Here is a 20,058-nt window from a genome sequence, read left to right as displayed (position 1 = left end):
TTACACCTCGCATTTTTGTATAGGCGAAACGATGGATGCAACATACTCCTCAATTTGATTTAATCCGTCCCGGCGTGTATCCTTATTTAAAAGAACTTGTTCAAGCTGGCCAATTTTATTAACAATTGCACTTCCAATTACAATGCCGTCGCTATGTTCCTTTAACACCTCTACTTGTTCACTTGTTGAAATCCCAAAACCGACGGCAACCGGTATAGAAGCTGCTGCTTTCACATCTTCTAAAAAGGTGCCAATATCAGCTGGCAACGTAGAGCGAACCCCAGTAACGCCTAAAGACGACACGCAGTATAAGAAGCCTGTTGCATCTGCAGCGATTTTTTGGATACGCTCTTTAGATGTAGGAGCAACCATTGAAATGTACGCAACTTCATTTTCAGCGGCAAGCTCTCGGATACGGCCACTCTCTTCGTACGGTAAATCCGGAATTAGCACTCCATCTATTTCATTTTCTCGCATTAACGCGAAAAAGGATTCTAAACCTAATTGTAACACAGGATTAAAATAGGTAAAGAGAATTACCGGTATTTTCACACCTTTTTTTCTCATCACCGATACAAGCTTAATGGCTTTTGAAATAGACATGCCGCCAGATAAAGCTCTTTTAGATGCCTCTTGAATAATTGGACCATCTGCTAAAGGGTCAGAATATGGTACGCCCAGTTCTAAAATAGAAGCACCTTGCTTTTGCAAAGACAAAGCAATTTCCACCGTTGCATCTTCATGAGGATCTCCTGCTGTAATAAATGGAATAAACAATGTTTCATGTTTAGGTAGTCTCGCTTCAAACGTATTCATGTTCTTCTTCCTTCCCTTCTAGCAAGTTTACTAATGTATGAACGTCCTTATCTCCTCGACCTGACAAGCAAATTAAAATGGTTTCTTCTTTCGTCATGCTTTTAGCCAGTTCAAATGCTTTTGCCAGCGCATGGGCGGACTCAATAGCCGGGATGATTCCCTCTGTTTTCGCCAGCAGCTGAAGAGCTTCGATTGACTCATCATCCGTTACACTTTCATATTCTACTCGTCCAATAGATGAAAGGTGAGAATGCTCTGGACCGATACCTGGATAATCCAAACCTGCTGAAATAGAATAAGGTTCTGTAATCTGACCATTTTCATCTTGAAGTAAATACGTGAGCGTTCCGTGAATAACACCTTTTGTGCCTTTAGCCATTTTAGCAGCATGGAGGGCTGTATTTAGTCCTTTCCCTCCTGCTTCTACGCCGATCAAGCGTACATTTTCCTCTTTAATAAAATCATAAAACATTCCGATTGCATTACTGCCGCCTCCGACGCATGCCACGACAGCATTCGGAAGTTTGCCTTCTACCGCTGTAAACTGTTCTTTTGCTTCTTCTCCAATAATTTTTTGGAAATCTCGAACCATTTTAGGATAAGGGTGCGGTCCAATAGCCGAACCAATTAAGTAAAAATGATCTTCACAATGTTGAACCCAGTAGCGAATCGCTTCATTTGTTGCATCTTTTAGCGTTTTTGTTCCAGAAGTTGCAGGAATGACTTCCGCTCCTAGAAGCTTCATGCGAAAGACGTTCAATGCCTGACGTTCAATATCTTCTTCTCCCATGAATACTTTACATTCCATTCCGAACTTTGCAGCTACTGTAGCTGTGGCTACCCCATGCTGACCCGCTCCTGTTTCAGCAATAATTTTTGTTTTTCCCATACGTTTAGCAAGTAAAATCTGTCCAATGGCATTATTGATTTTGTGAGCACCCGTATGATTTAAGTCTTCACGTTTTAAATAAATTTTTGCCCCGCCGAGCGTTTCGGTAATATTATCAGCATATGTTAAAGCCGTTGGTCGCCCAGAGTAGTTAACAAGTAAGGATAGATACTCATCTTTAAATGCCGGATCTTTCATTGCTTGATTCAAAGCTGCTTCTACTTCTTCAAGTGGCTTCATTAATGTTTCAGGTACGTATTTTCCGCCAAATTCACCAAAGCGGCCAAATTCATCAGGATGATTGTATGTCATAGTATGATCTTCCTTTCAATCTCTATAATTTTTGTATAGTCCTTCGTTCCATTTGTTTCAATACCGCCAGAAATATCAATCGCCCCAGGCTTGTAGGGTAACAAGTTCTCAATGTTACAAGCATTGATTCCTCCAGCAATAAAGCATTTTTTACCTAACCTTTGGGCAGCTGATTCATACTGAGGAACGAAACTCCAATCAAAAGCGACGCCCGTTCCTCCAAATTGTTCTTTAACCTTGCTATCAATTACATACCCGTCAGCCTCTTCATATACATGCATTTGCTGCACCGTTTCTTTATTGTGAGGGAGCGCTTTCCACACTTCATATCCACGCTGCTTTAACCGACGTACGTCCGCAGCTGTTTCTTGCCCGTGGCACTGAATTACATCTAAATTTGTTACGGAGGCAATTTCAATTATTTGATCTACCGGTGTATTAACAAATACCCCTACTAGCGAGACTTGTTTTTTTATTTCATCCGTTACAAACTCATTTACTCGTTCAGGCTTTACATATCGTTTACTTCTAGGATAGAAAATAAAGCCAATGTGAGTAGCAGCCGACTTTTCGATTAAAGCTATATCTTGTTTTGATCGAATACCACAGTACTTAATGAGCATATTCACTTTCCCCAAACAGCTTTTCAATCGCTTTGGTTTGATTATCCTGCCTCATAAGCGATTCCCCTACTAAAATAGCTTTTGCTCCCGCTTCTTTTACGTAGGAAACATCATCGTATAAGTAAATTCCGCTTTCACTCACTAACAGCTGATTTTTCGGAACATGCTTGGCAATTTCTTTGGTCTGCTGCACGCTGGTTTCAAACGTGTGAAGATTTCGATTATTAATGCCAATAATCTTCGGGATAAATACAGCTAGCAGCTTTTCAAGCGTTTCTAGAGAATGCACTTCTACTAAACAATCTAACTCTTTTTCAGCAGCTTGAAGATAAAGCTCTTGCAATTTTAATGGTTCAAGTGCTTCTCCAATGAGTAAAATAGCGTCAGCACCGATTCTTGCACTTTCTTCCACTTGAATGGAATCAATGATGAAATCCTTGCGAAGCACAGGGATAGAGACATGCTGTTTAATGTCACTTAAAAACGTTCGATTCCCTTGAAAATAGTGCTGATCTGTTAACACAGACAAAGCATCTGCTTTCCCTTTCTCGTAGGCTTTAGCAATTTCCACAGGCTGAAAATTCTCTTTTATTAATCCTTTGGAAGGAGAAGCTTTTTTCACTTCTGCAATAAGAGCCAGCTCTCGATTCGGATTTGATAAAGCGTCTAAAAATGATCGTTTTGCAACATTTTGCTGTTCGGGTAACTGTAGGTTTTGAATTTCTTCTTTTTTTGTTTCAATAATTTTATTGAGCATGTTCAACCACCTTTTTCGATTTCAATCGTTGTAATTGTGTGTATGCAGCACCTGATTCAATTGTTTCTAAAGCTACAGCTACTCCTTCTTCAAAAGTAGAAACATTTCCGCTAACGTAAATAGCTGCAGCAGAGTTTAATACGACTGCGTTTTTAGCAGTTACATTGCTTTTATTTAAAAATAGCGATTCAATAAGCTCGGCACTCGATTTCGCATCTTCTACCACTAAGTCTTCAAGCTTCCCTCTCTGTAAGTGTACATCCTCTGGTGCAAGCGTATATTCTGTAATGACATTGCCCTGTACTTCTACAACATCCGTTACATCCGTGGCACTGATTTCATCTAAACCGTCTCTGCCCGCAACCAGAAGGACGTGGTTAGCTCCCAGTACAACAAGCGCTTCTGCTAATTTTCGTGCAAGCTCAATGGAATAAACGCCAATTACTTGCTTTGTGCAGTTAGTAGGGTTTGCTAATGGACCTAATGCATTAAAAACCGTTCTAAATCCTAATTCCTTTCGAGTAGCAGCAACATGTTTCATAGCAGGGTGATAAAGCGGCGCAAATAAAAAGGACATATTGAGGTCAGCCACCGCATTTTTCACTTCTTTTTCATTTCCTTGAATCCATATATCCAGATGTTCTAACACGTCGGCACTTCCGCTTTTAGAAGATACGGCTCGGTTCCCATGTTTCGCAACCTTTACTCCCGCAGCAGATGCCACAATCGCACTAGCCGTTGAGATATTAAACGTAGAGGCCCCGTCTCCTCCGGTACCGCATGTATCTACTACGTTTAATTCTTCTAGAGAAATAGCATTCATATTATTTTTCATACCTCGGATAAAACCAACAATTTCATCGACGGTTTCTCCTCGATACGTTAAGATGGTTAGCACGCTAGCAATTTGAGCTGCCGGGACTTTACCGTTCATAATATCATTCATAATTTTTTCTGCTTCTTCCGCTGAAAGTGACTCACCGCGCAAACACTTTTTTAACAATTCCTTAAACATATACATCCTCCTTTTTATCGTAGATGTCTTGGGCTAATTGAATTGTTTTGATTAAAGCGCTAGCTTTATTGCGGGTTTCTTTCCACTCAAGCTCCGGTTTTGAGTCAGCAACCACTCCTGCTCCAGCCTGGATATAAGCGGTCTGGTCTTTCAAAAGAATGGTCCGAATCGCAATGCACGAATCAATGTTTCCATCAAATCCGAGATATGCTACGGTTCCTGCATATACATTTCGCGCAACTGGTTCAATTTCATTTAAGATTTGCATCGCTCGCACTTTTGGAGCGCCAGACACGGTACCCGCTGGAAATGCAGAAAGCAGCGCATCAATGGGATGTACTTTTTCGTCAAGGCGCCCTGTCACTTTAGAAATCAAGTGCATGACGTGCGAAAAGTTAACCTGCTGCATTAATACTGGTGTTTGGACACTTCCATACTGTGCAACTCGGCCGATGTCATTTCTTGCTAAGTCCACGAGCATATAGTGTTCTGCCCGCTCTTTTTCATCGTTAATTAAGTCTTCGTATAAGCGCGCATCTTCTTCTGCATCCCTGCCACGTCTTCTCGTTCCTGCAATCGGATGAATTTCTAAATGGCCGTTTTCAATTTGAATCAACCGCTCAGGAGAACTTCCAATTAGCTCCACGCCTTTTACTTTCACGTAAAATAAATAAGGAGACGGATTAACTAATCGCAATACTCTGTAAATATCAAATCCAGCTACGGTCGTATCAATTTGAAATCTCTGCGACAATACGGCCTGAAAAACATCTCCGCTTTTAATGTATTCCTTAATTTTTTCCACATCTTGCACAAATTTATCTTTTTGGTATGACGATGTTACGCCTTCAAAGCTAACTTCGCGCTGCTCGCTTTCAAACATCATTGGCTTTTCTTTCACCGTCTGCGCTATTCTTTCAACATATCTATTGATCTCTGCTAAAGCTTCACCGTATTTTTCTTTTTTCTGCTGCTCTTTGTCTTGCTCATTAAGCTGAATGTAGTGAATCACCATAAGCTCTTTTGTTTGATGATTGTAAGCAAGCATCGTTTGACAATAGATAAAGTGAAAAGTAGGCATGTTCAAATCATTTTGGGCATGTACGTTCACTTTTTCAATTTGCGATACTGCGTCGTAGCTGATAAACCCTACTGCTCCTCCTTTAAAAGGAAGTGCAAGGTCTGGTACTTTCACTTTCAGCTCTTGCTGAATTTTACAAAACACCTCTTTAAAGCTATCTCCTTGCAGCATAGGCTGAAGCTGCTTATTTTTTGCTAGATAGGTTCCTTTTTCTTCCTCAACATACAAAAATGGATTTAAGCCAATAAAAGAATAATTGGACCATGGTGATGATTCATCATTACTTTCAAGCAAATATACGGCTTCATCTTTTACTTGTTGAAAAAGATCAACAGGTGTCATGCTATCGATAAATATTTTTTTTATAATTGGAATGGTTAAATACTCTGTAGAGTCTTCTAAAAAAGAAGTATACGTGTTCGTCATATCTTTCAATCCTCCATTTCATGGAGAATGAGAATAGATGAGGTTATATAAAAGAGGATATAATAAATAAACCCAAAGACACATCAAAAATGGGCCTTTGGGTATACGAATGGTAAAATTCACTCAACTAAACTCTGCTCAACTGTCTCATTCTCGTCTACCCTAATCTCAACTAAACTGTCTATTGTTTTCTCATAACTAAAATCTCTAAACTAACTTGTTACCAATTGTAGTACGTTTCAAATCCATTTGTCAACTACTATCTACTTGGCTTTAGACGAAACTAAGCTTTAAGCTCTTCATTCAGCAGTTTAAGAATCACTTCATCTTCTACTTGTTGAACAAAAGGTTTGCCTATGCCTTCAAGCAGTACCATGTGAACATTGCTTGATTTAGACTTCTTGTCCGCTTTCATTCTTACGAGCAGTTTTTCAGCTGAAAGATGGTTTGGGACAGACGTCTTGTAGCCAAATTTTTCAAACCATTTCGCAATGTCGTCCACAGAGAACTGACTTTTTTCAAGAACATTGCTGACTTTCATAGCAAACAGCATACCAATCGCTACGCCTTCTCCGTGACTGATTTGTCCATAGCCGCACTCCGCTTCGATCGCATGCCCTAGCGTATGTCCAAAGTTCAGGTGAGCGCGAACGCCAGCTTCTGTCTCATCTTCTTTTACAACAGATGCTTTGACTAAAATACCGTTTTGAATAGCATAAATTAATTTTTCATCTTGTAAATCAGTCAGCGATTGTATATTTTGCTGAAGCCATTTATAAAATGCTTCATCGTGAATAAAAGCGTGTTTAATCACTTCTGCAAAACCGGAACGCCATTCTCTTTCGGGAAGCGTTTTAAGAAGATCAATATCATAAACAACCGCTTCAGGCTGATAAAAAGCACCAATCATATTTTTCCCAAGCTCATGATTAATGGCTACTTTACCGCCTACAGCACTATCGTGAGCAAGAAGCGTCGTTGGCACTTGAATAAAAGAAATTCCTCTCATATAAGTAGCGGCTACAAATCCAGCTAAATCGCCTACTACTCCTCCCCCAAAAGCAATAACGAGCGCATTGCGGTCAAGCTGCTGTTCGAGCGCAAATGTCTGACAATCGTAGTAATGTTGAAATGACTTTGCATGTTCACCGCTTGGCACTACGTATTTAGCCACTTTAAATTTTGTCTCAATCGCTTTTACAGCAGCTTCTCCATAATATGAATCTACAGCTGAATCGGTGATGATTAACACGGACGACAGATTAGGTTTTACACTCTCGATAATAGAAGGCAGCTTTTCAATTAATCCATTTCCTAAATAAAGAGGGTATGTTTTGGATAAAGTTTGAATATCAATTTGCAACATTAAAACTCCCTCGCATGTGCACGCATTTTCTCAATATTTTCAGCAATTAAATCAATTCGGTCTTGTCCAAACTGTTCGATTAGCGCATCAGCCAATTCCCAAGCTACAACGGCTTCTGCTACAACGCTTGCCGCCGGCACAGCGCAGCTGTCTGAACGTTCGATGCTTGCCTCGAAGGCTTCTTTTGTTTCAATATCAACACTTTTTAACGGCTTGTAAAGCGTTGGAATAGGCTTCATTACTCCGCGTACTACAATTGGCATACCTGTTGTCATGCCGCCTTCAAAGCCGCCTAAGTTGTTTGTTTTACGGGTATACCCGTTCTTTTCATCCCATAGAATTTCGTCATGAACTTCGCTTCCTGGTCTGCGAGCCGCTTCAAATCCAATCCCAAACTCAACGCCTTTAAATGCATTAATGCTCATAACAGCTGCAGCAATCTTCGCATCTAATTTACGATCGTAATGAACATAGCTGCCTACTCCTGCTGGCACGCCTTCAATAATAACTTCTACTACGCCTCCGATAGAATCGCCATTTTTCTTAGCATCATCGATTGCTTGCATCATGTCCTTCTCAATAGCTGAGTCAAAACATCTTACTGGAGAAGCTTCAGTGACTTCTTGCAGTTCCTCTAAGCTTTTGTATTGAGGCGGATTTGCCTGTACGCCGCCAATTTCTAATACATGTCCAGCTACGGAAATCCCGAACTGAGCAAGGATTTGACGAGCGACAGCACCTGCTGCTACCCTTACAGTTGTTTCGCGAGCTGAAGAACGTTCTAATACATTTCTCATATCGCGATGACCATATTTAATAGCGCCGTTTAAATCGGCATGCCCTGGTCTTGGTCTTGAGATTTTACGCTTTACTTCTTCTGATTCTTCTTCAGAAATTGGCTCGATGCCCATAATTTTTGTCCAGTGTTTCCAGTCGTTATTTTCTACCGCTAACGTAATAGGAGATCCTAGCGTATAGCCGTGGCGGACACCGCTTAAAATTTCCGCTTGATCTTTTTCAATTTGCATACGTCTTCCGCGACCATGACCTTTTTGTCTTCGCGCTAAATCTGTATTGATGTCTTCGGCTGTTAAAGGAAGCCCTGCCGGAACACCCTCTAAAATAGTAGTCAATTGTGGACCATGGGATTCTCCTGCTGTTAAATATCGCATAATCGTACCTCCGCTTAATATGTATTATTCGTCAGAATTTTTCCATTTTTAAATATGACTATACCATACTATAACATAAGAATGTACAAAAAGTTTCACCTCAGCTTTTAAGAAACCGCTTCAGGTTGTCTCGATTAAATGGTCTTTACTTTTCTGTAAAAAAACGTATCAGCCGTTTCAAATCCATACTTTTGGGGAGTAAAAACCTGTTCTGTGCTACCTACAAATAAGATGCCGCCAGGTGCTAAAGCTCTGCTAAATTTTTCATATAAAGCATGCTTTGCTTCATCTGTAAAATAAATAAGCACATTTCGACAAACAATCAAGTCAACGTTTTTTGGAAAAGAGTCTGACAGTAAGTTATGTTTCTGAAAAACAACTGTTTTTTTGATTTTTTCATCTAATAAGTAGCCGGTTCCTCTTTGTTGAAAGTACTTATTTTTCATCGAAACAGGCATCTCCTGAAGTGAACGTTCATCATAAAAGCCTATTTTTGCTTTTTCTATCACTTTTTCATCCAAATCAGTCGCTAATATAGAAATACGCGAAAGAGGAAAAAATGTTGATAAAACCATCGCTAGTGTATATGGCTCTTCCCCTGTTGAACAGGCAGCGCTCCACACTTTCAGGTCTGTTTTTCCTTTTACAAGAGCCGGTAAAATTTTTTGCTCCAATATATCCCACCGCTGATAGTTACGATAAAACTCTGACACGTTAATCGTCATCCGATCTAAAAACTCCTCAAGCAGTTCGCTGTTACTGCTCATTGCTCGATAATATTCAAAAAAACTAGAAAAACCTTTTTTTTCATACAGGGAGGTGAGGCGGCGTTTCATTTGAGACTGCTTATATAGTGATAAATCAATGCCTGTTTTTATTTTTATTTTCTCCACAAACGCGTCGTATTCATCTATCATTTTTAACTCTCCTTTCTCATTTCTATACGTTTATGTTAGACGTATAAGGAAATAAAACCTTTATATACGCTTAGCTTCTTATTAATATATCGGAATACATTGTGAAAATGTTTATGTAGAGTGATATTCGCAATCAATAGCCTAGAACCTATGTATAAACACAATAAAAAAGACGAATGAAAATTCATTCGTCTCCTTGCGCTATCTAAATTAGTAAATCCAAGCGTCTGCGTCTTTTTTATAGAAAGTCAGCTCTTCACTTTCAAAGAATAAGCTGATTTCACGCTCCGCACTTTCTGGTGAATCTGAGCCGTGAATAATATTCTTATCGACAATCAGTCCATAATCACCTCGAATAGTTCCAGGAAGCGCTTCTTGAGGGTTAGTTTTCCCCACCATTTGACGTGATACTGAAATCACGTTTTCACCTTCCCATACCATAGCAAAAACTGGACCTGATGTGATAAATTTCACTAACTCACCGAAGAAAGGTTTCTCTTTATGTTCACCGTAGTGTGTTTCAGCTAATTCCTGCGAAATATGCATAAGCTTAGCTCCAACTAGTTGAAAACCTTTTTTCTCAAAGCGAGAAATAACCTCACCAATAATGCTTCTTTGTACCCCGTCTGGTTTGACCATTAAAAACGTTTTTTGTATCATTTTACTCTCCACCCCTGAAGTTCATGATATGTAAACAAGTTTTGAAAGCGCAATCACACCTCATGAAGATATTAACATTGTTTCGAGCAGTTTACAACTTATGAAAGTAAATAAATCAAAATTTCCGTTTTCCAATGTACTTCGCAATTTGATGCAGCGTTTTTTTCGCCTTGTTTGGCGGCAGCTCTTCTAAAATGCTCATCGCTTTTTGCAGATAACGATCGCTCATCTCAAATGAACGTTCAATGGCGTTAGAAGATTTAATATCAGAAATAATTTCATTGATCAGCTCTTGCTCATATTCCCTCTCGAAAAGCTGTTCTACTTTATCTCGAAACTCAGCATTTTCAATGGCATACAAAACTGGCAGCGTAATATTTCCTTGCAGTAAGTCGCTGCCAACTGGTTTCCCAAGCTGTTCTTCTGATGAGATAAAATCTAAAATGTCATCGGTAATTTGAAATGACATTCCCACGTAATATCCAAACCAAAATAAACGTTTATGTATATCTTCAGGAGCTCCCGCTGCAATTGCGCCTAACTGACAGCTTGCAGCAATTAGCAGTGCCGTTTTACGTTTAATTCTACGCAGATACACGCGTAAGTTTTGGTTTAGGTTGTATTTGTCCTTAATCTGTTCAATTTCACCGAGCGTTAATTCCACCATCGTATTAGATAAAATTTTATGTGCTTCCACATCTTTAACCTCACTCATAACTTCAAGCGCACGAGCAAAGATGTAATCCCCTGTATACATAGCAATACGATTGTCCCATTTTGCCTTAATTGTTGGTTTTCCGCGTCGCTTATCAGCGTCATCAATAACATCATCATGAACAAGAGACGCCATGTGAATCAGCTCAAGCGCTACTGCCACGTGTTTGATTTGGTCGATGTTGTAATGCCCAAATTTAGCTGCCAACAAAACAAATACAGGGCGAATTCGTTTCCCCCCTGCTTGTAAAAGGTGAAGAGAAGCATCTGTGATAAGTGTTTCATCGGTATGAACAGTTTGTTCAAGTTCTTTCTCAATAAGGGTAATATCCGTATTCAAAAAAGCGTACATCATTTTTAGTTTCATTGGACTCACCTTGCATTATATATTCATTCTTTACTCCTTATCCTACAGGCTGTTGCACCTGTAGGACAAGCTTTTTCTCTTTTATCGTTTGTACCCTAGATGCATCGCTGCTACTCCACCTGTATAAGATTTCACTTCAACATCTGTCAAACCGGCTTCACGGAACATATCAGCCAATTGCTTTTGACCTGGAAAGTCCCTTGCTGACTCTTGAAGCCATGAATATTCATCATAGCTTTTAGCGACCATCTTTCCAAGCGCAGGCATAATATACTTAAAGTAAAGCAAGTACATTTGTCGGTAGCCGATCATCGTGGGCTGAGACGTTTCAAGGCAAACCACTTTTCCGCCAGGTTTCACGACGCGCTGCATTTCCTTTAACACTTGAAGGTAATCGGGCACGTTGCGCAGTCCGAATCCAATCGTTACATAGTCAAATGAATTATCTTCAAAAGGAAGTTCCATTGCATTGCCATGTAGTAAGGTAATATTTGAAAAAGGTGAGTTTTTTACTTTCTCTTCACCAATCTTTAGCATATTTTGACTAAAATCCAGGCCAACTGCCTCTCCTGTTTCTCCAACTGCTTCAGCCATAGCTAGCGTCCAATCCGCAGTTCCGCAACAAACATCTAAAGCTTTTGTTCCTTTTTGAACATTCATTCGCTTCATCGTATCTTTGCGCCATGCCTTATGACGCTGAAAACTAATAACAGAATTCATTTGATCATAATTTTTGTATATTTTTTCAAATACGCCATGGACACGCTGTTCTTTTGATTGCTGCATATCTCTATCCTTCTCCTACGACATTTTTCAGCACTTCTAAGCTAGATGTAAGTTCATCTAAGTGCTCTCTTAAAAACTCATTCATCACAAATTCACTTCGTAAGTATCCTCTAACAATGTTTACAGACTGTTGAGTATACGAATAAAGGTATTCTTTTATTTGTTCTTGATTCATACCAATTTGTTTGCAATAGTTTAGCAAGAGAGTAGGCTCTTTATGCTGTAATGACTTTAATTGCTTTAATATCCCGTTCAAATACGCTGCATGTTTTAAAAGTTCTTTCCACTCTTCACGTTCAAAATAGTCACATAAGCATCTTACAAACGATGATTCTGCTGCTAAAAAACTATTCATAACGTCGTTTGGATTAGTAGAGCGATTGTTATAAATGTGTATCTTAGCGATATTAATTTCTTTAATAGCAGATGCTATAACTTTCATTAAATTCAGCTGGTTGCTTTGAGCTAAATAGTAATAGTACAGGCCGCTGTAATAATCTCCGGCCAAAACTACCAGCTGCCGCTCATGCAGCTTTCCTTCATTTCCGCTAACATTTTGAGTGGAGACTAGATCGTGGGTATCAAGTGCGGTTTGAACGAGCATCACAGATAGCACAGAGCTGTTCTTTTTTTCTTCTTCCATTGAGAGAGTATCTAAGAACGAACACATGTACAGTAATCTATTTTCATCAATACGCGGATGATGAATATATTTTTTTACATATGGATGACTTAATTCAACATGAAGCTGTTCTTTCATGTTGGCCACAATATCATAGATGGTTTTTACGCTCATCATCCTTGTCTCCCTTTCCATCACTATTTGTTTAAAGTTCTTTTAACTCCAAATCGATAGTGTCAATTATAACATAATTACATTATAAAATATCCTTTAAATTCTTTTGAAGCTTTTTCACGGTTTAAATCATTTAGCTGCTCACCCGCTTGAACACCGTTCATCTACATACCATCTGGATTTCTTAGACAGTAATTTAAGATATTGCTTTTAGTTTCACCATGTTTTTCCTGTTCTTATTCATTTATTTTAAATATAAATAAAAGCAGGAAAATCCCTGCTTATTTTTTCGTATCGGATTCAATTTCTCCGTGAACAGTCTGAATGACGGCTTTGCCACGAATTTTAATTGCGGATGTATGCTCAGTAAACTGCGCAATCATTACTTCGCCTTTATCTAGTTTTTCTGAATGATGAAATCGCGTATCTGCTCCTCGCGTTAAGCCAATTACGTTAACTCCATCTTCGACCGCTTTAATGACAATATACTCCGGCGTTCCTTTTTGTGTCATATTCTCTTCTCCTTCATCATCCACATTATGATTTAATCAGTGATAAAACTTCAGCTCTAGAACTTGCATCGTGTTCTAATACTCCGCGTACAGCAGAAGTGATTGTCATAGCTCCAGGCTTTTTAATGCCTCGCATGGTCATACACATGTGCTCTGCTTCCACTACTACCATTACCCCGTGCGGCTCTAATGTTTCTACAATAGAATCCGCCACTGTAGATGTAATTCTCTCCTGAAGCTGAGGACGTTTTGCAACAGCTTCTACTGCTCTTGCCAGCTTACTTAAACCGGTCACTCGTCCGCCTTTTGGAATATACGCAACATGAGCTTTTCCATAAAAAGGAACTAAGTGGTGTTCACACATAGAGTAAAAAGGAATATCTTTTACAAGCACTAGCTCTTCATGATCTTCTCCAAAAACTGTTTTAAAATGTTCTTTTGGATCTTCATTCAACCCGGAAAAGACTTCCTCATACATTTTAGCTACTCGCTTTGGTGTATCTAATAATCCTTCACGGTTTGGATCTTCGCCAATTGCTTCTAAAATTAGTCTCACGGCTTGTTCGATCTGTGGTTTATTTACAGATGACATGTTGTTGCCCTCCAATTCGTTGCATTACGACTTTATGAAAAAAATTCTAGCATATGTATATACCAAAGGCAAAAAAGAAAGGTCGCAAATGTGCGACCTTTCAAAGCTCTTCATCAACGGCTATGAATAAAGCCATTTTATGTAGATATTATTTTACAGCATCTTTAAGAGCTTTACCTGGTTTGAATGCAGGAACTTTGCTAGCAGGAATTTCGATTTCTTCGCCAGTTTGTGGATTGCGTCCTTTACGAGCAGCACGTTCACGTACTTCGAAGTTACCAAAACCGATAAGTTGAACTTTGTCCTCAGCTTTTAAAGCTTCTAAAATTGTATCGAAAACAGCATCAACTGCTTTTGTAGCATCCTTTTTTGAAAGCTCACTTGCTTCTGCAACAGCATTAATTAATTCTGTCTTGTTCATGCCATTCACCTCCTCCCAAAATCGGATCATATAATAACTAAAAACCTTGTTAGAAAAGGAATCTAGTAATTCGTTATATCTCATTCTTTAACAAAACAAATGGATATTATACATAACCTATGTATCGACAAGCCTAATCATAAACGATTGAACTAAATAATTCAATGTTTTTCATTCATCTGCCGTATGTATGTAGTGAAAACAGTATGATCGATCGATTTCTGTTAAAAGATTAACATATTGAACAAGGCATAGCAAGCAGAAAATAACGCAGGAATAGGATAACCACGCGATCTATCACAATATATGTAAAGTTTTGTATGATCTATCCAAAAAGAAGAGGCTCCTTTATGAGGAGCCTAACGTTACATGCTTATAGAATAATCGCGATTAAACCTCCGGATCCTTCGTTAATAATCCGTTCTAGCGTTTCTTTTAACTTATATCGTGCATTTTCAGGCATCAGCGACAGCTTTCCTTGAATCCCTTCTCTTACGATTGAACTTAGAGAGCGGCCAAATATATCTGAATTCCAAATTGAAAGCGGATCATCTTCAAAGTCTTGCATCAAATAACGAACTAATTCTTCGCTTTGCTTCTCCGTTCCGATAATCGGCGCAAATTCTGATTCTACATCCACTTTAATCATGTGTATTGAAGGCGCCACTGCTTTTAAACGAACTCCAAAACGCGATCCTTGGCGAATAATTTCAGGCTCATCAAGGCTCATATCCGAAAGCGAAGGTGCAGCTACACCATAACCCGTTTGTTTAACCATACGAAGGGCATCAGAGACTTGATCATACTCGGTTTTTGCATGCACAAAATCTTGCATTAACTGCAGCAAATGATCTCTTCCGCGAATTTCTACTCCCACGATTTCTTTCAAAATCTGGTCGTATAAGTCATCTGGAGCATATAAGTCAATTTCAGCAATTCCCTGCCCCATCTCAATTCCGGCTAATCGAGCCTGATCGATAAACTCAAACTGGCTAAATTGCTCTACTACCCGTTCAACGTCTCTCAGCCTCTTAATATCTTTTACCGTTTCTTTAACGGCTTCTTGATAGCTTTCACGCAGCCAATGTTTATCTTTTAAAACCATTACCCAGCTTGGTAGATTAACGTTGACTTCTAATACAGGGAACTCGTAGAGTGCTTCTCTTAATACGTTCATCACATCAGTATCGCGCATGCTTTCCACACTCATCGCTAATACTGGAATATCATATTTTTCATTAAGCTTTGCACGAAGCTTTTCTGTATCAGGATGATATGGCTGTACGGTATTAATAACCATGATAAATGGTTTGCCTACTTCTTTTAGTTCATTAATGACGCGCTCTTCTGCTTCCACGTAATCTTGACGAGGTATATCTCCAATTGAGCCATCTGTTGTAATGACGACACCAATCGTTGAGTGTTCTTGAATTACCTTTCTCGTTCCAATTTCAGCCGCTTCGTGAAATGGAATTGGTTCTTCATACCAAGGTGTATTGATCATTCGAGGTCCGTTTTCATCTTCGTACCCTTTAGCGCCTGGCACCGTATATCCTACACAATCTACTAACCGTATGTTAACTTCTAGCCCGTCATCTACCAAAACATTAACTGCTTGATTCGGTACGAATTTCGGCTCAGTTGTCATAATCGTTTTTCCAGCTGCACTTTGTGGTAGTTCATCTTGTGTGCGAGCTCTTTCTGCCTCGTTCTCGATGTGAGGCAGGACCACCAGCTCCATAAATTTTTTAATAAATGTAGATTTTCCTGTTCGAACTGCTCCCACCACACCTAAATATATATCGCCTCCTGTACGTTCAGCGATATCTTTAAATACATCCACCTTTTCCAAAAGATCCCCTCCGATCTATGAGTTCATGGAATATGACATCCATTGCGAGAGTAAATTAGGACACTATATAGTTATGACGTTGTCCTATTAAAATATGACTTTTGATAGAAAAATTTATGATTTTTTTCATGCACATGCTGACTTAGTCATTCTGATTATCATTATTGGTGTACAAGAAAGAGAAAACCCCTTCTCTCTGAATATTATTCAAGGAGAAGGGGTTCATGACTTATTTTTTTAAAAATATTGGTTCATTCTTATCGTTGACTGTATAAGGAAGAGAGTAAGCAGGTACAAAATCACTGTTTTCCACAAGGAGCTTTCGTATATCTTCACCAGGTTTGTAGGAGCTTTTATGCTTTTGAATGGCATCATACAAATCAGGACGATAATCTACAAATACATCTCCCTGTCCATTAACAATTAAAGAAAGACTATTCCCTGTATATGGGCTAGTAACGACAGGAGGCTCTTTCATATTCAATTTTTTATAATTAATAGAGAATACGCCGGGAGCGATGACCTCTTTAAACGGTACGTACCCTTTATGATTTTGACGGTATATATTCAAATGTACGTTAACATCTTGAATCGTATCCGCCATTCGTAAGTCTAATAATTTAACCGTGGGCTTTGTTTCTGCATCCACAAGTACGTACGCAAATATCCCTCCGCTTTCATACGAATTACCAGGTGCGTCTTGCATGTATCTAGGAACAATTTTCGTAAAGTCAATCGGATATTTTTGATAAATCGGCGTGTCCATATCTTTCGTTTTTATTGGCAATAAGCCTCCGCTTTCTTGTTTAAATTGATCAACCGCCGTTTGCACGGAAGCAACTTGATCTTTATAAGGAACTTGATTTTGAGACATTCTTTCTGCCGGGTACAAACAACCGGATAATACCAAAATGGTTAACCCAACAATAGACGTTAGCATGAATTTTTTCATTTTCCTCACCCTACCATATGTACATTAAGCATCTGTCGGCCCGCTGAATACAACAATTACCATAATAAGACCTGCTACAATCATAAGCGAATAGGCAATGAAAGCGAGTACAATTTTACCAATGCGGTTCGTAATTTTATAACGACTAAAGTAAATAGAAAATACCGAAATAAACATAAATACAATGGAGCCCAATGAAATCCACATCTTTAACAAACCTGGCGACAAACTGCATCCACTCCTTTTTTCACCGTTATTATAACATAAGGACTTATAGTTAAGATGGATATTGATAGAACTTTCTAAATTAACTATTTATTTACCTTCCAGTGATTCACGCTCTATAGTAATTACTTTCCTATTAAATTGACAAATTCCTGCTTATTCACATAAAAAAAATCGAAGCGAAGGGGGCTCTTCGCTTCGATCATAACTAAATATTCCCATACTAACAGTTCTACTCATCTTTATTTACACGTTATTTTATGCAAGTAAATGATTTTGGGTATCACTAATTGCCTATTTTTTCATATTTCTTTGCACTTAATTTAATTTTTCTCCTAAAACATTCGCTAAATCTTCCATTTCATGTGTTTTAGTACGAGACATAAGCGCGTCTACTGCATCCTTTGCCTTCACATCATTAAACAGTACATTATATAAAGCATCAGCAATCGGCATTTTTACGTCATATTTTTGAGATAGCTGGTAAGCTGCTTTCGTCGTGCGTACACCTTCTACAACCATTCCCATATTTTCTAATACTTCGTCTAAATTTTTGCCTTTTCCAAGAAGATTACCAGCGCGCCAATTTCGAGAATGAACGCTTGTACACGTTACAATCAAGTCTCCGATCCCGGTTAAACCTGAGAACGTCAGAGGATTGGCACCAAGCACAGTACCTAAACGAGCGATTTCAGCCAAGCCACGAGTCATAAGAGCGGCCTTCGCATTGTCACCATATCCAAGTCCATCCGTAATACCAGCAGCAAGAGCAATAATATTTTTTAACGCTCCCCCAATTTCCACACCAATCACATCAGGATTTGTATAAACACGGAAGTACTGCTGATTATTAAATAAATCCTGCACTTTTTCTGCTGCTTGTATATTTGTTGAAGCTGACGTCACAGTTGTGGGCTGCCTTCTACTTACTTCTTCAGCATGACTCGGACCTGATAAGACAACAATGTCTTTTGTATCAATTTCTTGTTGAATCATTTGAGATATACGTAAAAGAGAATCCGGTTCAATCCCTTTACTTACGTGAACAATTGTAAATAGTTCATCGGTAAGGGATTTTAGCTGCTGCAACACTTCACGAATGGCCTTCGTTGGAACAGCTAAAATAAGGGTTTCAACACCTTCTATTGCCTTTTCTAATGACGTAAAACCTTTAATCTGATGAGGAAGCTCTACACCAGGCAAATATTTTTCATTCTTATGCGTCTCGTTGATTTGATCAATGACTTGTTGTCTATGTCCCCAAATGCGAACATCGTGTCCATTTTCCGCCAATACGAAAGCTAATGCAGTTCCCCAGCTTCCTGCTCCTAGTACAGCTATTCTTTCCACGCCGATCACATCCTCTGTTATTTTCTTGGTCTTGCAATAATTTTAATTGGAGTTCCTTCAAATCCAAAAGCTTCACGAAGCTTATTTTCTAAGAAACGTTTATATGAAAAATGCATTAGCTCAGGATCATTTACAAACACAACAAAAGTTGGCGGCTTGATTGCTACTTGAGTTGTGTAATAGATTTTCAAGCGGTTGCCGTTGTGAGTAGGCGTAGGGTTCATTGCTACTGCATCCATAATCACATCATTTAAAATGCTTGTTTCTACACGCACCGCATGGCTTTCGCTTGCAAGATCAATCATTGGCAATAGCGTATGCGTACGTTTTTTCGTTTTGGCTGAAAGGAATACAATTGGAGCATATGTTAAGAACTGAAAATGCTCACGTATATTCTCTTCAAATTTTTTCATTGTTTTTTCATCTTTTTCTACTGTATCCCATTTGTTCACAACGATGACAACAGCTTTTCCAGCTTCTTGTGCATAGCCAGCAATTTTCTTATCTTGTTCAATAATACCCTCTTCAGCATTTAATACAACTAAGACAACATCTGAGCGTTCAATTGCCTTTAATGCGCGCAGTACGCTGTATTTTTCAGTACTCTCGTACACTTTTCCACGCTTTCTCATTCCAGCTGTATCAATAACAACATATTCTTGATCTTCTTTTGTAAACTTTGTATCAATGGCATCGCGTGTCGTGCCGGCAAGATCACTGACAATAACACGGTCTTCACCTAGAAGAGCATTAACTAATGAAGATTTCCCTACGTTAGGACGACCAATCAATGAAAATTTAATGACGTCTTCTCCATAATCTTCGTCTTTTTCTTTTGGAAAGTGCTTAGCTGCCTCGTCTAGCAGGTCACCTAAACCTAAACCATGCGTTCCTGAGATTGGGAACGGTTCTCCATATCCTAGTGCGTAGAAATCATAGATTAATTCTCTCATTTCAGGATTATCTACTTTATTAACAGCTAGGACAACGGGCTTTTTCGATTTGTATAAAATTTTCGCCACTTCTTCATCAGCTGCAGTAATTCCATCGCGTCCATTCACTAGAAAAATGATTACGTCCGCTTCATCAATTGCAATTTCTGCCTGCTGTTTGATCTGTTCTAAAAATGGCTCATCTCCAATATCAATACCGCCGGTATCAATAATGTTAAAGTCCACATTCAGCCACTCACCTGAACTATAGATACGATCACGAGTTACACCCGGAATATCTTCTACAATAGATACTCGCTCTCCTACAATTCGGTTGAAAATTGTTGATTTTCCTACGTTGGGACGACCAACAATCGCAATAATTGGTTTTGGCATACGATTCTTCCCTTTCCTTGATCTTTTTTATGTATCGGCAACCAGTCTTTAATCGACTAAAGGTATTTATCTACATGTACAAATAAATAAGATCATTCTTTTTTCAAAAATTGAGGCCATGCAGCGTGG

21 protein-coding genes are annotated in these 20,058 nt (G+C 38.9%); all 21 read right to left on the bottom strand.

All coding sequences use genetic code 11. The annotated features are described in order from the left end of the window. The 21 genes from trpA to der all read right to left on the bottom strand — a co-directional run bounded on the left by trpA (window position 1) and on the right by der (window position 19,929). The gene (gene trpA / locus AC0KUU_RS02915; protein ID WP_013084883.1) at window positions 1-816 is read right to left on the bottom strand and encodes a tryptophan synthase subunit alpha; all 816 of its coding nucleotides are present in this window, start codon (window positions 814-816) and stop codon (window positions 1-3) included. Then, on the bottom strand, window positions 803-2,017 hold the full coding sequence (gene trpB / locus AC0KUU_RS02910) for a tryptophan synthase subunit beta (RefSeq protein ID WP_013059002.1): 1,215 nt from the start codon (window positions 2,015-2,017) through the stop codon (window positions 803-805). The genes trpA and trpB overlap by 14 nt, the downstream gene beginning before the upstream one ends. Beyond that, window positions 2,014-2,640: a phosphoribosylanthranilate isomerase gene (locus AC0KUU_RS02905; protein ID WP_043976393.1), complete on the bottom strand. Its 627-nt coding sequence runs from the start codon at window positions 2,638-2,640 to the stop codon at window positions 2,014-2,016. The genes trpB and AC0KUU_RS02905 overlap by 4 nt, the downstream gene beginning before the upstream one ends. Further along, window positions 2,630-3,397 carry an indole-3-glycerol phosphate synthase TrpC gene (trpC, locus tag AC0KUU_RS02900; protein ID WP_322552413.1) on the bottom strand — a complete coding sequence of 256 codons (768 nt, stop codon included), beginning with the start codon at window positions 3,395-3,397 and terminating at the stop codon, window positions 2,630-2,632. Before trpC ends, AC0KUU_RS02905 begins: the two co-directional genes overlap by 11 nt. Next, window positions 3,387-4,412, bottom strand: coding sequence for an anthranilate phosphoribosyltransferase (trpD, locus tag AC0KUU_RS02895; RefSeq protein ID WP_043976390.1), 1,026 nt, complete (start codon window positions 4,410-4,412; stop codon window positions 3,387-3,389). Before trpD ends, trpC begins: the two co-directional genes overlap by 11 nt. Then, window positions 4,405-5,919, bottom strand: a complete 1,515-nt coding sequence (gene trpE, locus AC0KUU_RS02890) for an anthranilate synthase component I (protein WP_043976388.1) — start codon at window positions 5,917-5,919, stop codon at window positions 4,405-4,407. Before trpE ends, trpD begins: the two co-directional genes overlap by 8 nt. A 283-nt stretch (window positions 5,920-6,202) precedes the next feature. Beyond that, complete coding sequence (gene aroB / locus AC0KUU_RS02885) at window positions 6,203-7,285, bottom strand: 3-dehydroquinate synthase (RefSeq protein ID WP_043976386.1); 1,083 nt, start codon at window positions 7,283-7,285, stop codon at window positions 6,203-6,205. Further along, window positions 7,285-8,457, bottom strand: coding sequence for a chorismate synthase (gene aroC / locus AC0KUU_RS02880; protein WP_322552414.1), 1,173 nt, complete (start codon window positions 8,455-8,457; stop codon window positions 7,285-7,287). Before aroC ends, aroB begins: the two co-directional genes overlap by 1 nt. A gap of 134 nt (window positions 8,458-8,591) precedes the next feature. Further along, the gene (locus AC0KUU_RS02875) at window positions 8,592-9,374 is read right to left on the bottom strand and encodes a CheR family methyltransferase (RefSeq protein ID WP_043976384.1); all 783 of its coding nucleotides are present in this window, start codon (window positions 9,372-9,374) and stop codon (window positions 8,592-8,594) included. A gap of 210 nt (window positions 9,375-9,584) precedes the next feature. Next, window positions 9,585-10,034, bottom strand: coding sequence for a nucleoside-diphosphate kinase (ndk, locus tag AC0KUU_RS02870; protein ID WP_013059010.1), 450 nt, complete (start codon window positions 10,032-10,034; stop codon window positions 9,585-9,587). 115 nt (window positions 10,035-10,149) lie between these two features. Further along, window positions 10,150-11,115, bottom strand: a complete 966-nt coding sequence (gene hepT / locus AC0KUU_RS02865) for a heptaprenyl diphosphate synthase component II (RefSeq protein ID WP_013084891.1) — start codon at window positions 11,113-11,115, stop codon at window positions 10,150-10,152. A gap of 81 nt (window positions 11,116-11,196) precedes the next feature. Then, complete coding sequence (locus AC0KUU_RS02860) at window positions 11,197-11,901, bottom strand: demethylmenaquinone methyltransferase (RefSeq protein ID WP_013059012.1); 705 nt, start codon at window positions 11,899-11,901, stop codon at window positions 11,197-11,199. Between the two features lie 4 nt (window positions 11,902-11,905). Beyond that, complete coding sequence (locus AC0KUU_RS02855) at window positions 11,906-12,700, bottom strand: heptaprenyl diphosphate synthase component 1 (protein ID WP_322552415.1); 795 nt, start codon at window positions 12,698-12,700, stop codon at window positions 11,906-11,908. Window positions 12,701-12,978: 278 nt separating this feature from the next. Then, the gene (gene mtrB / locus AC0KUU_RS02850) at window positions 12,979-13,209 is read right to left on the bottom strand and encodes a trp RNA-binding attenuation protein MtrB (RefSeq protein WP_013059014.1); all 231 of its coding nucleotides are present in this window, start codon (window positions 13,207-13,209) and stop codon (window positions 12,979-12,981) included. 25 nt (window positions 13,210-13,234) lie between these two features. Next, window positions 13,235-13,801: a GTP cyclohydrolase I FolE gene (gene folE / locus AC0KUU_RS02845; protein WP_013059015.1), complete on the bottom strand. Its 567-nt coding sequence runs from the start codon at window positions 13,799-13,801 to the stop codon at window positions 13,235-13,237. 148 nt (window positions 13,802-13,949) lie between these two features. Next, window positions 13,950-14,222 carry an HU family DNA-binding protein gene (locus tag AC0KUU_RS02840; protein WP_013059016.1) on the bottom strand — a complete coding sequence of 91 codons (273 nt, stop codon included), beginning with the start codon at window positions 14,220-14,222 and terminating at the stop codon, window positions 13,950-13,952. Between the two features lie 373 nt (window positions 14,223-14,595). Continuing rightward, window positions 14,596-16,074, bottom strand: coding sequence for a stage IV sporulation protein A (spoIVA, locus tag AC0KUU_RS02835; RefSeq protein ID WP_013059017.1), 1,479 nt, complete (start codon window positions 16,072-16,074; stop codon window positions 14,596-14,598). A 229-nt stretch (window positions 16,075-16,303) separates the two neighbouring features. Beyond that, window positions 16,304-17,026 (bottom strand): hypothetical protein, encoded by a 723-nt coding sequence (locus AC0KUU_RS02830; protein WP_043976379.1) that lies wholly within the window; start codon window positions 17,024-17,026, stop codon window positions 16,304-16,306. Between the two features lie 24 nt (window positions 17,027-17,050). Further along, window positions 17,051-17,254, bottom strand: coding sequence for a DUF2768 domain-containing protein (locus AC0KUU_RS02825; RefSeq protein WP_013059020.1), 204 nt, complete (start codon window positions 17,252-17,254; stop codon window positions 17,051-17,053). A gap of 315 nt (window positions 17,255-17,569) precedes the next feature. After that, window positions 17,570-18,601 (bottom strand): NAD(P)H-dependent glycerol-3-phosphate dehydrogenase, encoded by a 1,032-nt coding sequence (locus AC0KUU_RS02820; RefSeq protein WP_013084894.1) that lies wholly within the window; start codon window positions 18,599-18,601, stop codon window positions 17,570-17,572. A 17-nt stretch (window positions 18,602-18,618) separates the two neighbouring features. Continuing rightward, complete coding sequence (gene der / locus AC0KUU_RS02815) at window positions 18,619-19,929, bottom strand: ribosome biogenesis GTPase Der (RefSeq protein ID WP_013059022.1); 1,311 nt, start codon at window positions 19,927-19,929, stop codon at window positions 18,619-18,621. Window positions 19,930-20,058 lie beyond the last annotated feature (129 nt).

The sequence above is a fragment of the Priestia sp. ST2 genome, from assembly GCF_055810735.1.
Note: the sequence above shows the minus strand (reverse complement) of the source record. Positions and strands in the feature narration are given on the sequence as shown.

What these genes read in the sequence shown, in the direction of transcription:
- trpA (WP_013084883.1), bottom strand. Translation starts at nt 816, where the DNA reads ATGAATACGTTTGAAGCGAGACTACCTAAACATGAAACATTGTTTATT.
- trpB (WP_013059002.1), bottom strand. Translation starts at nt 2,017, where the DNA reads ATGACATACAATCATCCTGATGAATTTGGCCGCTTTGGTGAATTTGGC.
- AC0KUU_RS02905 (WP_043976393.1), bottom strand. Translation starts at nt 2,640, where the DNA reads ATGCTCATTAAGTACTGTGGTATTCGATCAAAACAAGATATAGCTTTA.
- trpC (WP_322552413.1), bottom strand. Translation starts at nt 3,397, where the DNA reads ATGCTCAATAAAATTATTGAAACAAAAAAAGAAGAAATTCAAAACCTA.
- trpD (WP_043976390.1), bottom strand. Translation starts at nt 4,412, where the DNA reads ATGTTTAAGGAATTGTTAAAAAAGTGTTTGCGCGGTGAGTCACTTTCA.
- trpE (WP_043976388.1), bottom strand. Translation starts at nt 5,919, where the DNA reads ATGACGAACACGTATACTTCTTTTTTAGAAGACTCTACAGAGTATTTA.
- aroB (WP_043976386.1), bottom strand. Translation starts at nt 7,285, where the DNA reads ATGTTGCAAATTGATATTCAAACTTTATCCAAAACATACCCTCTTTAT.
- aroC (WP_322552414.1), bottom strand. Translation starts at nt 8,457, where the DNA reads ATGCGATATTTAACAGCAGGAGAATCCCATGGTCCACAATTGACTACT.
- AC0KUU_RS02875 (WP_043976384.1), bottom strand. Translation starts at nt 9,374, where the DNA reads ATGATAGATGAATACGACGCGTTTGTGGAGAAAATAAAAATAAAAACA.
- ndk (WP_013059010.1), bottom strand. Translation starts at nt 10,034, where the DNA reads ATGATACAAAAAACGTTTTTAATGGTCAAACCAGACGGGGTACAAAGA.
- hepT (WP_013084891.1), bottom strand. Translation starts at nt 11,115, where the DNA reads ATGAAACTAAAAATGATGTACGCTTTTTTGAATACGGATATTACCCTT.
- AC0KUU_RS02860 (WP_013059012.1), bottom strand. Translation starts at nt 11,901, where the DNA reads ATGCAGCAATCAAAAGAACAGCGTGTCCATGGCGTATTTGAAAAAATA.
- AC0KUU_RS02855 (WP_322552415.1), bottom strand. Translation starts at nt 12,700, where the DNA reads ATGATGAGCGTAAAAACCATCTATGATATTGTGGCCAACATGAAAGAA.
- mtrB (WP_013059014.1), bottom strand. Translation starts at nt 13,209, where the DNA reads ATGACACAAAAAGGAACGCCGGAGTATATTGTCATTAAAGCGGTCGAA.
- folE (WP_013059015.1), bottom strand. Translation starts at nt 13,801, where the DNA reads ATGTCATCTGTAAATAAACCACAGATCGAACAAGCCGTGAGACTAATT.
- AC0KUU_RS02840 (WP_013059016.1), bottom strand. Translation starts at nt 14,222, where the DNA reads ATGAACAAGACAGAATTAATTAATGCTGTTGCAGAAGCAAGTGAGCTT.
- AC0KUU_RS02830 (WP_043976379.1), bottom strand. Translation starts at nt 17,026, where the DNA reads ATGAAAAAATTCATGCTAACGTCTATTGTTGGGTTAACCATTTTGGTA.
- der (WP_013059022.1), bottom strand. Translation starts at nt 19,929, where the DNA reads ATGCCAAAACCAATTATTGCGATTGTTGGTCGTCCCAACGTAGGAAAA.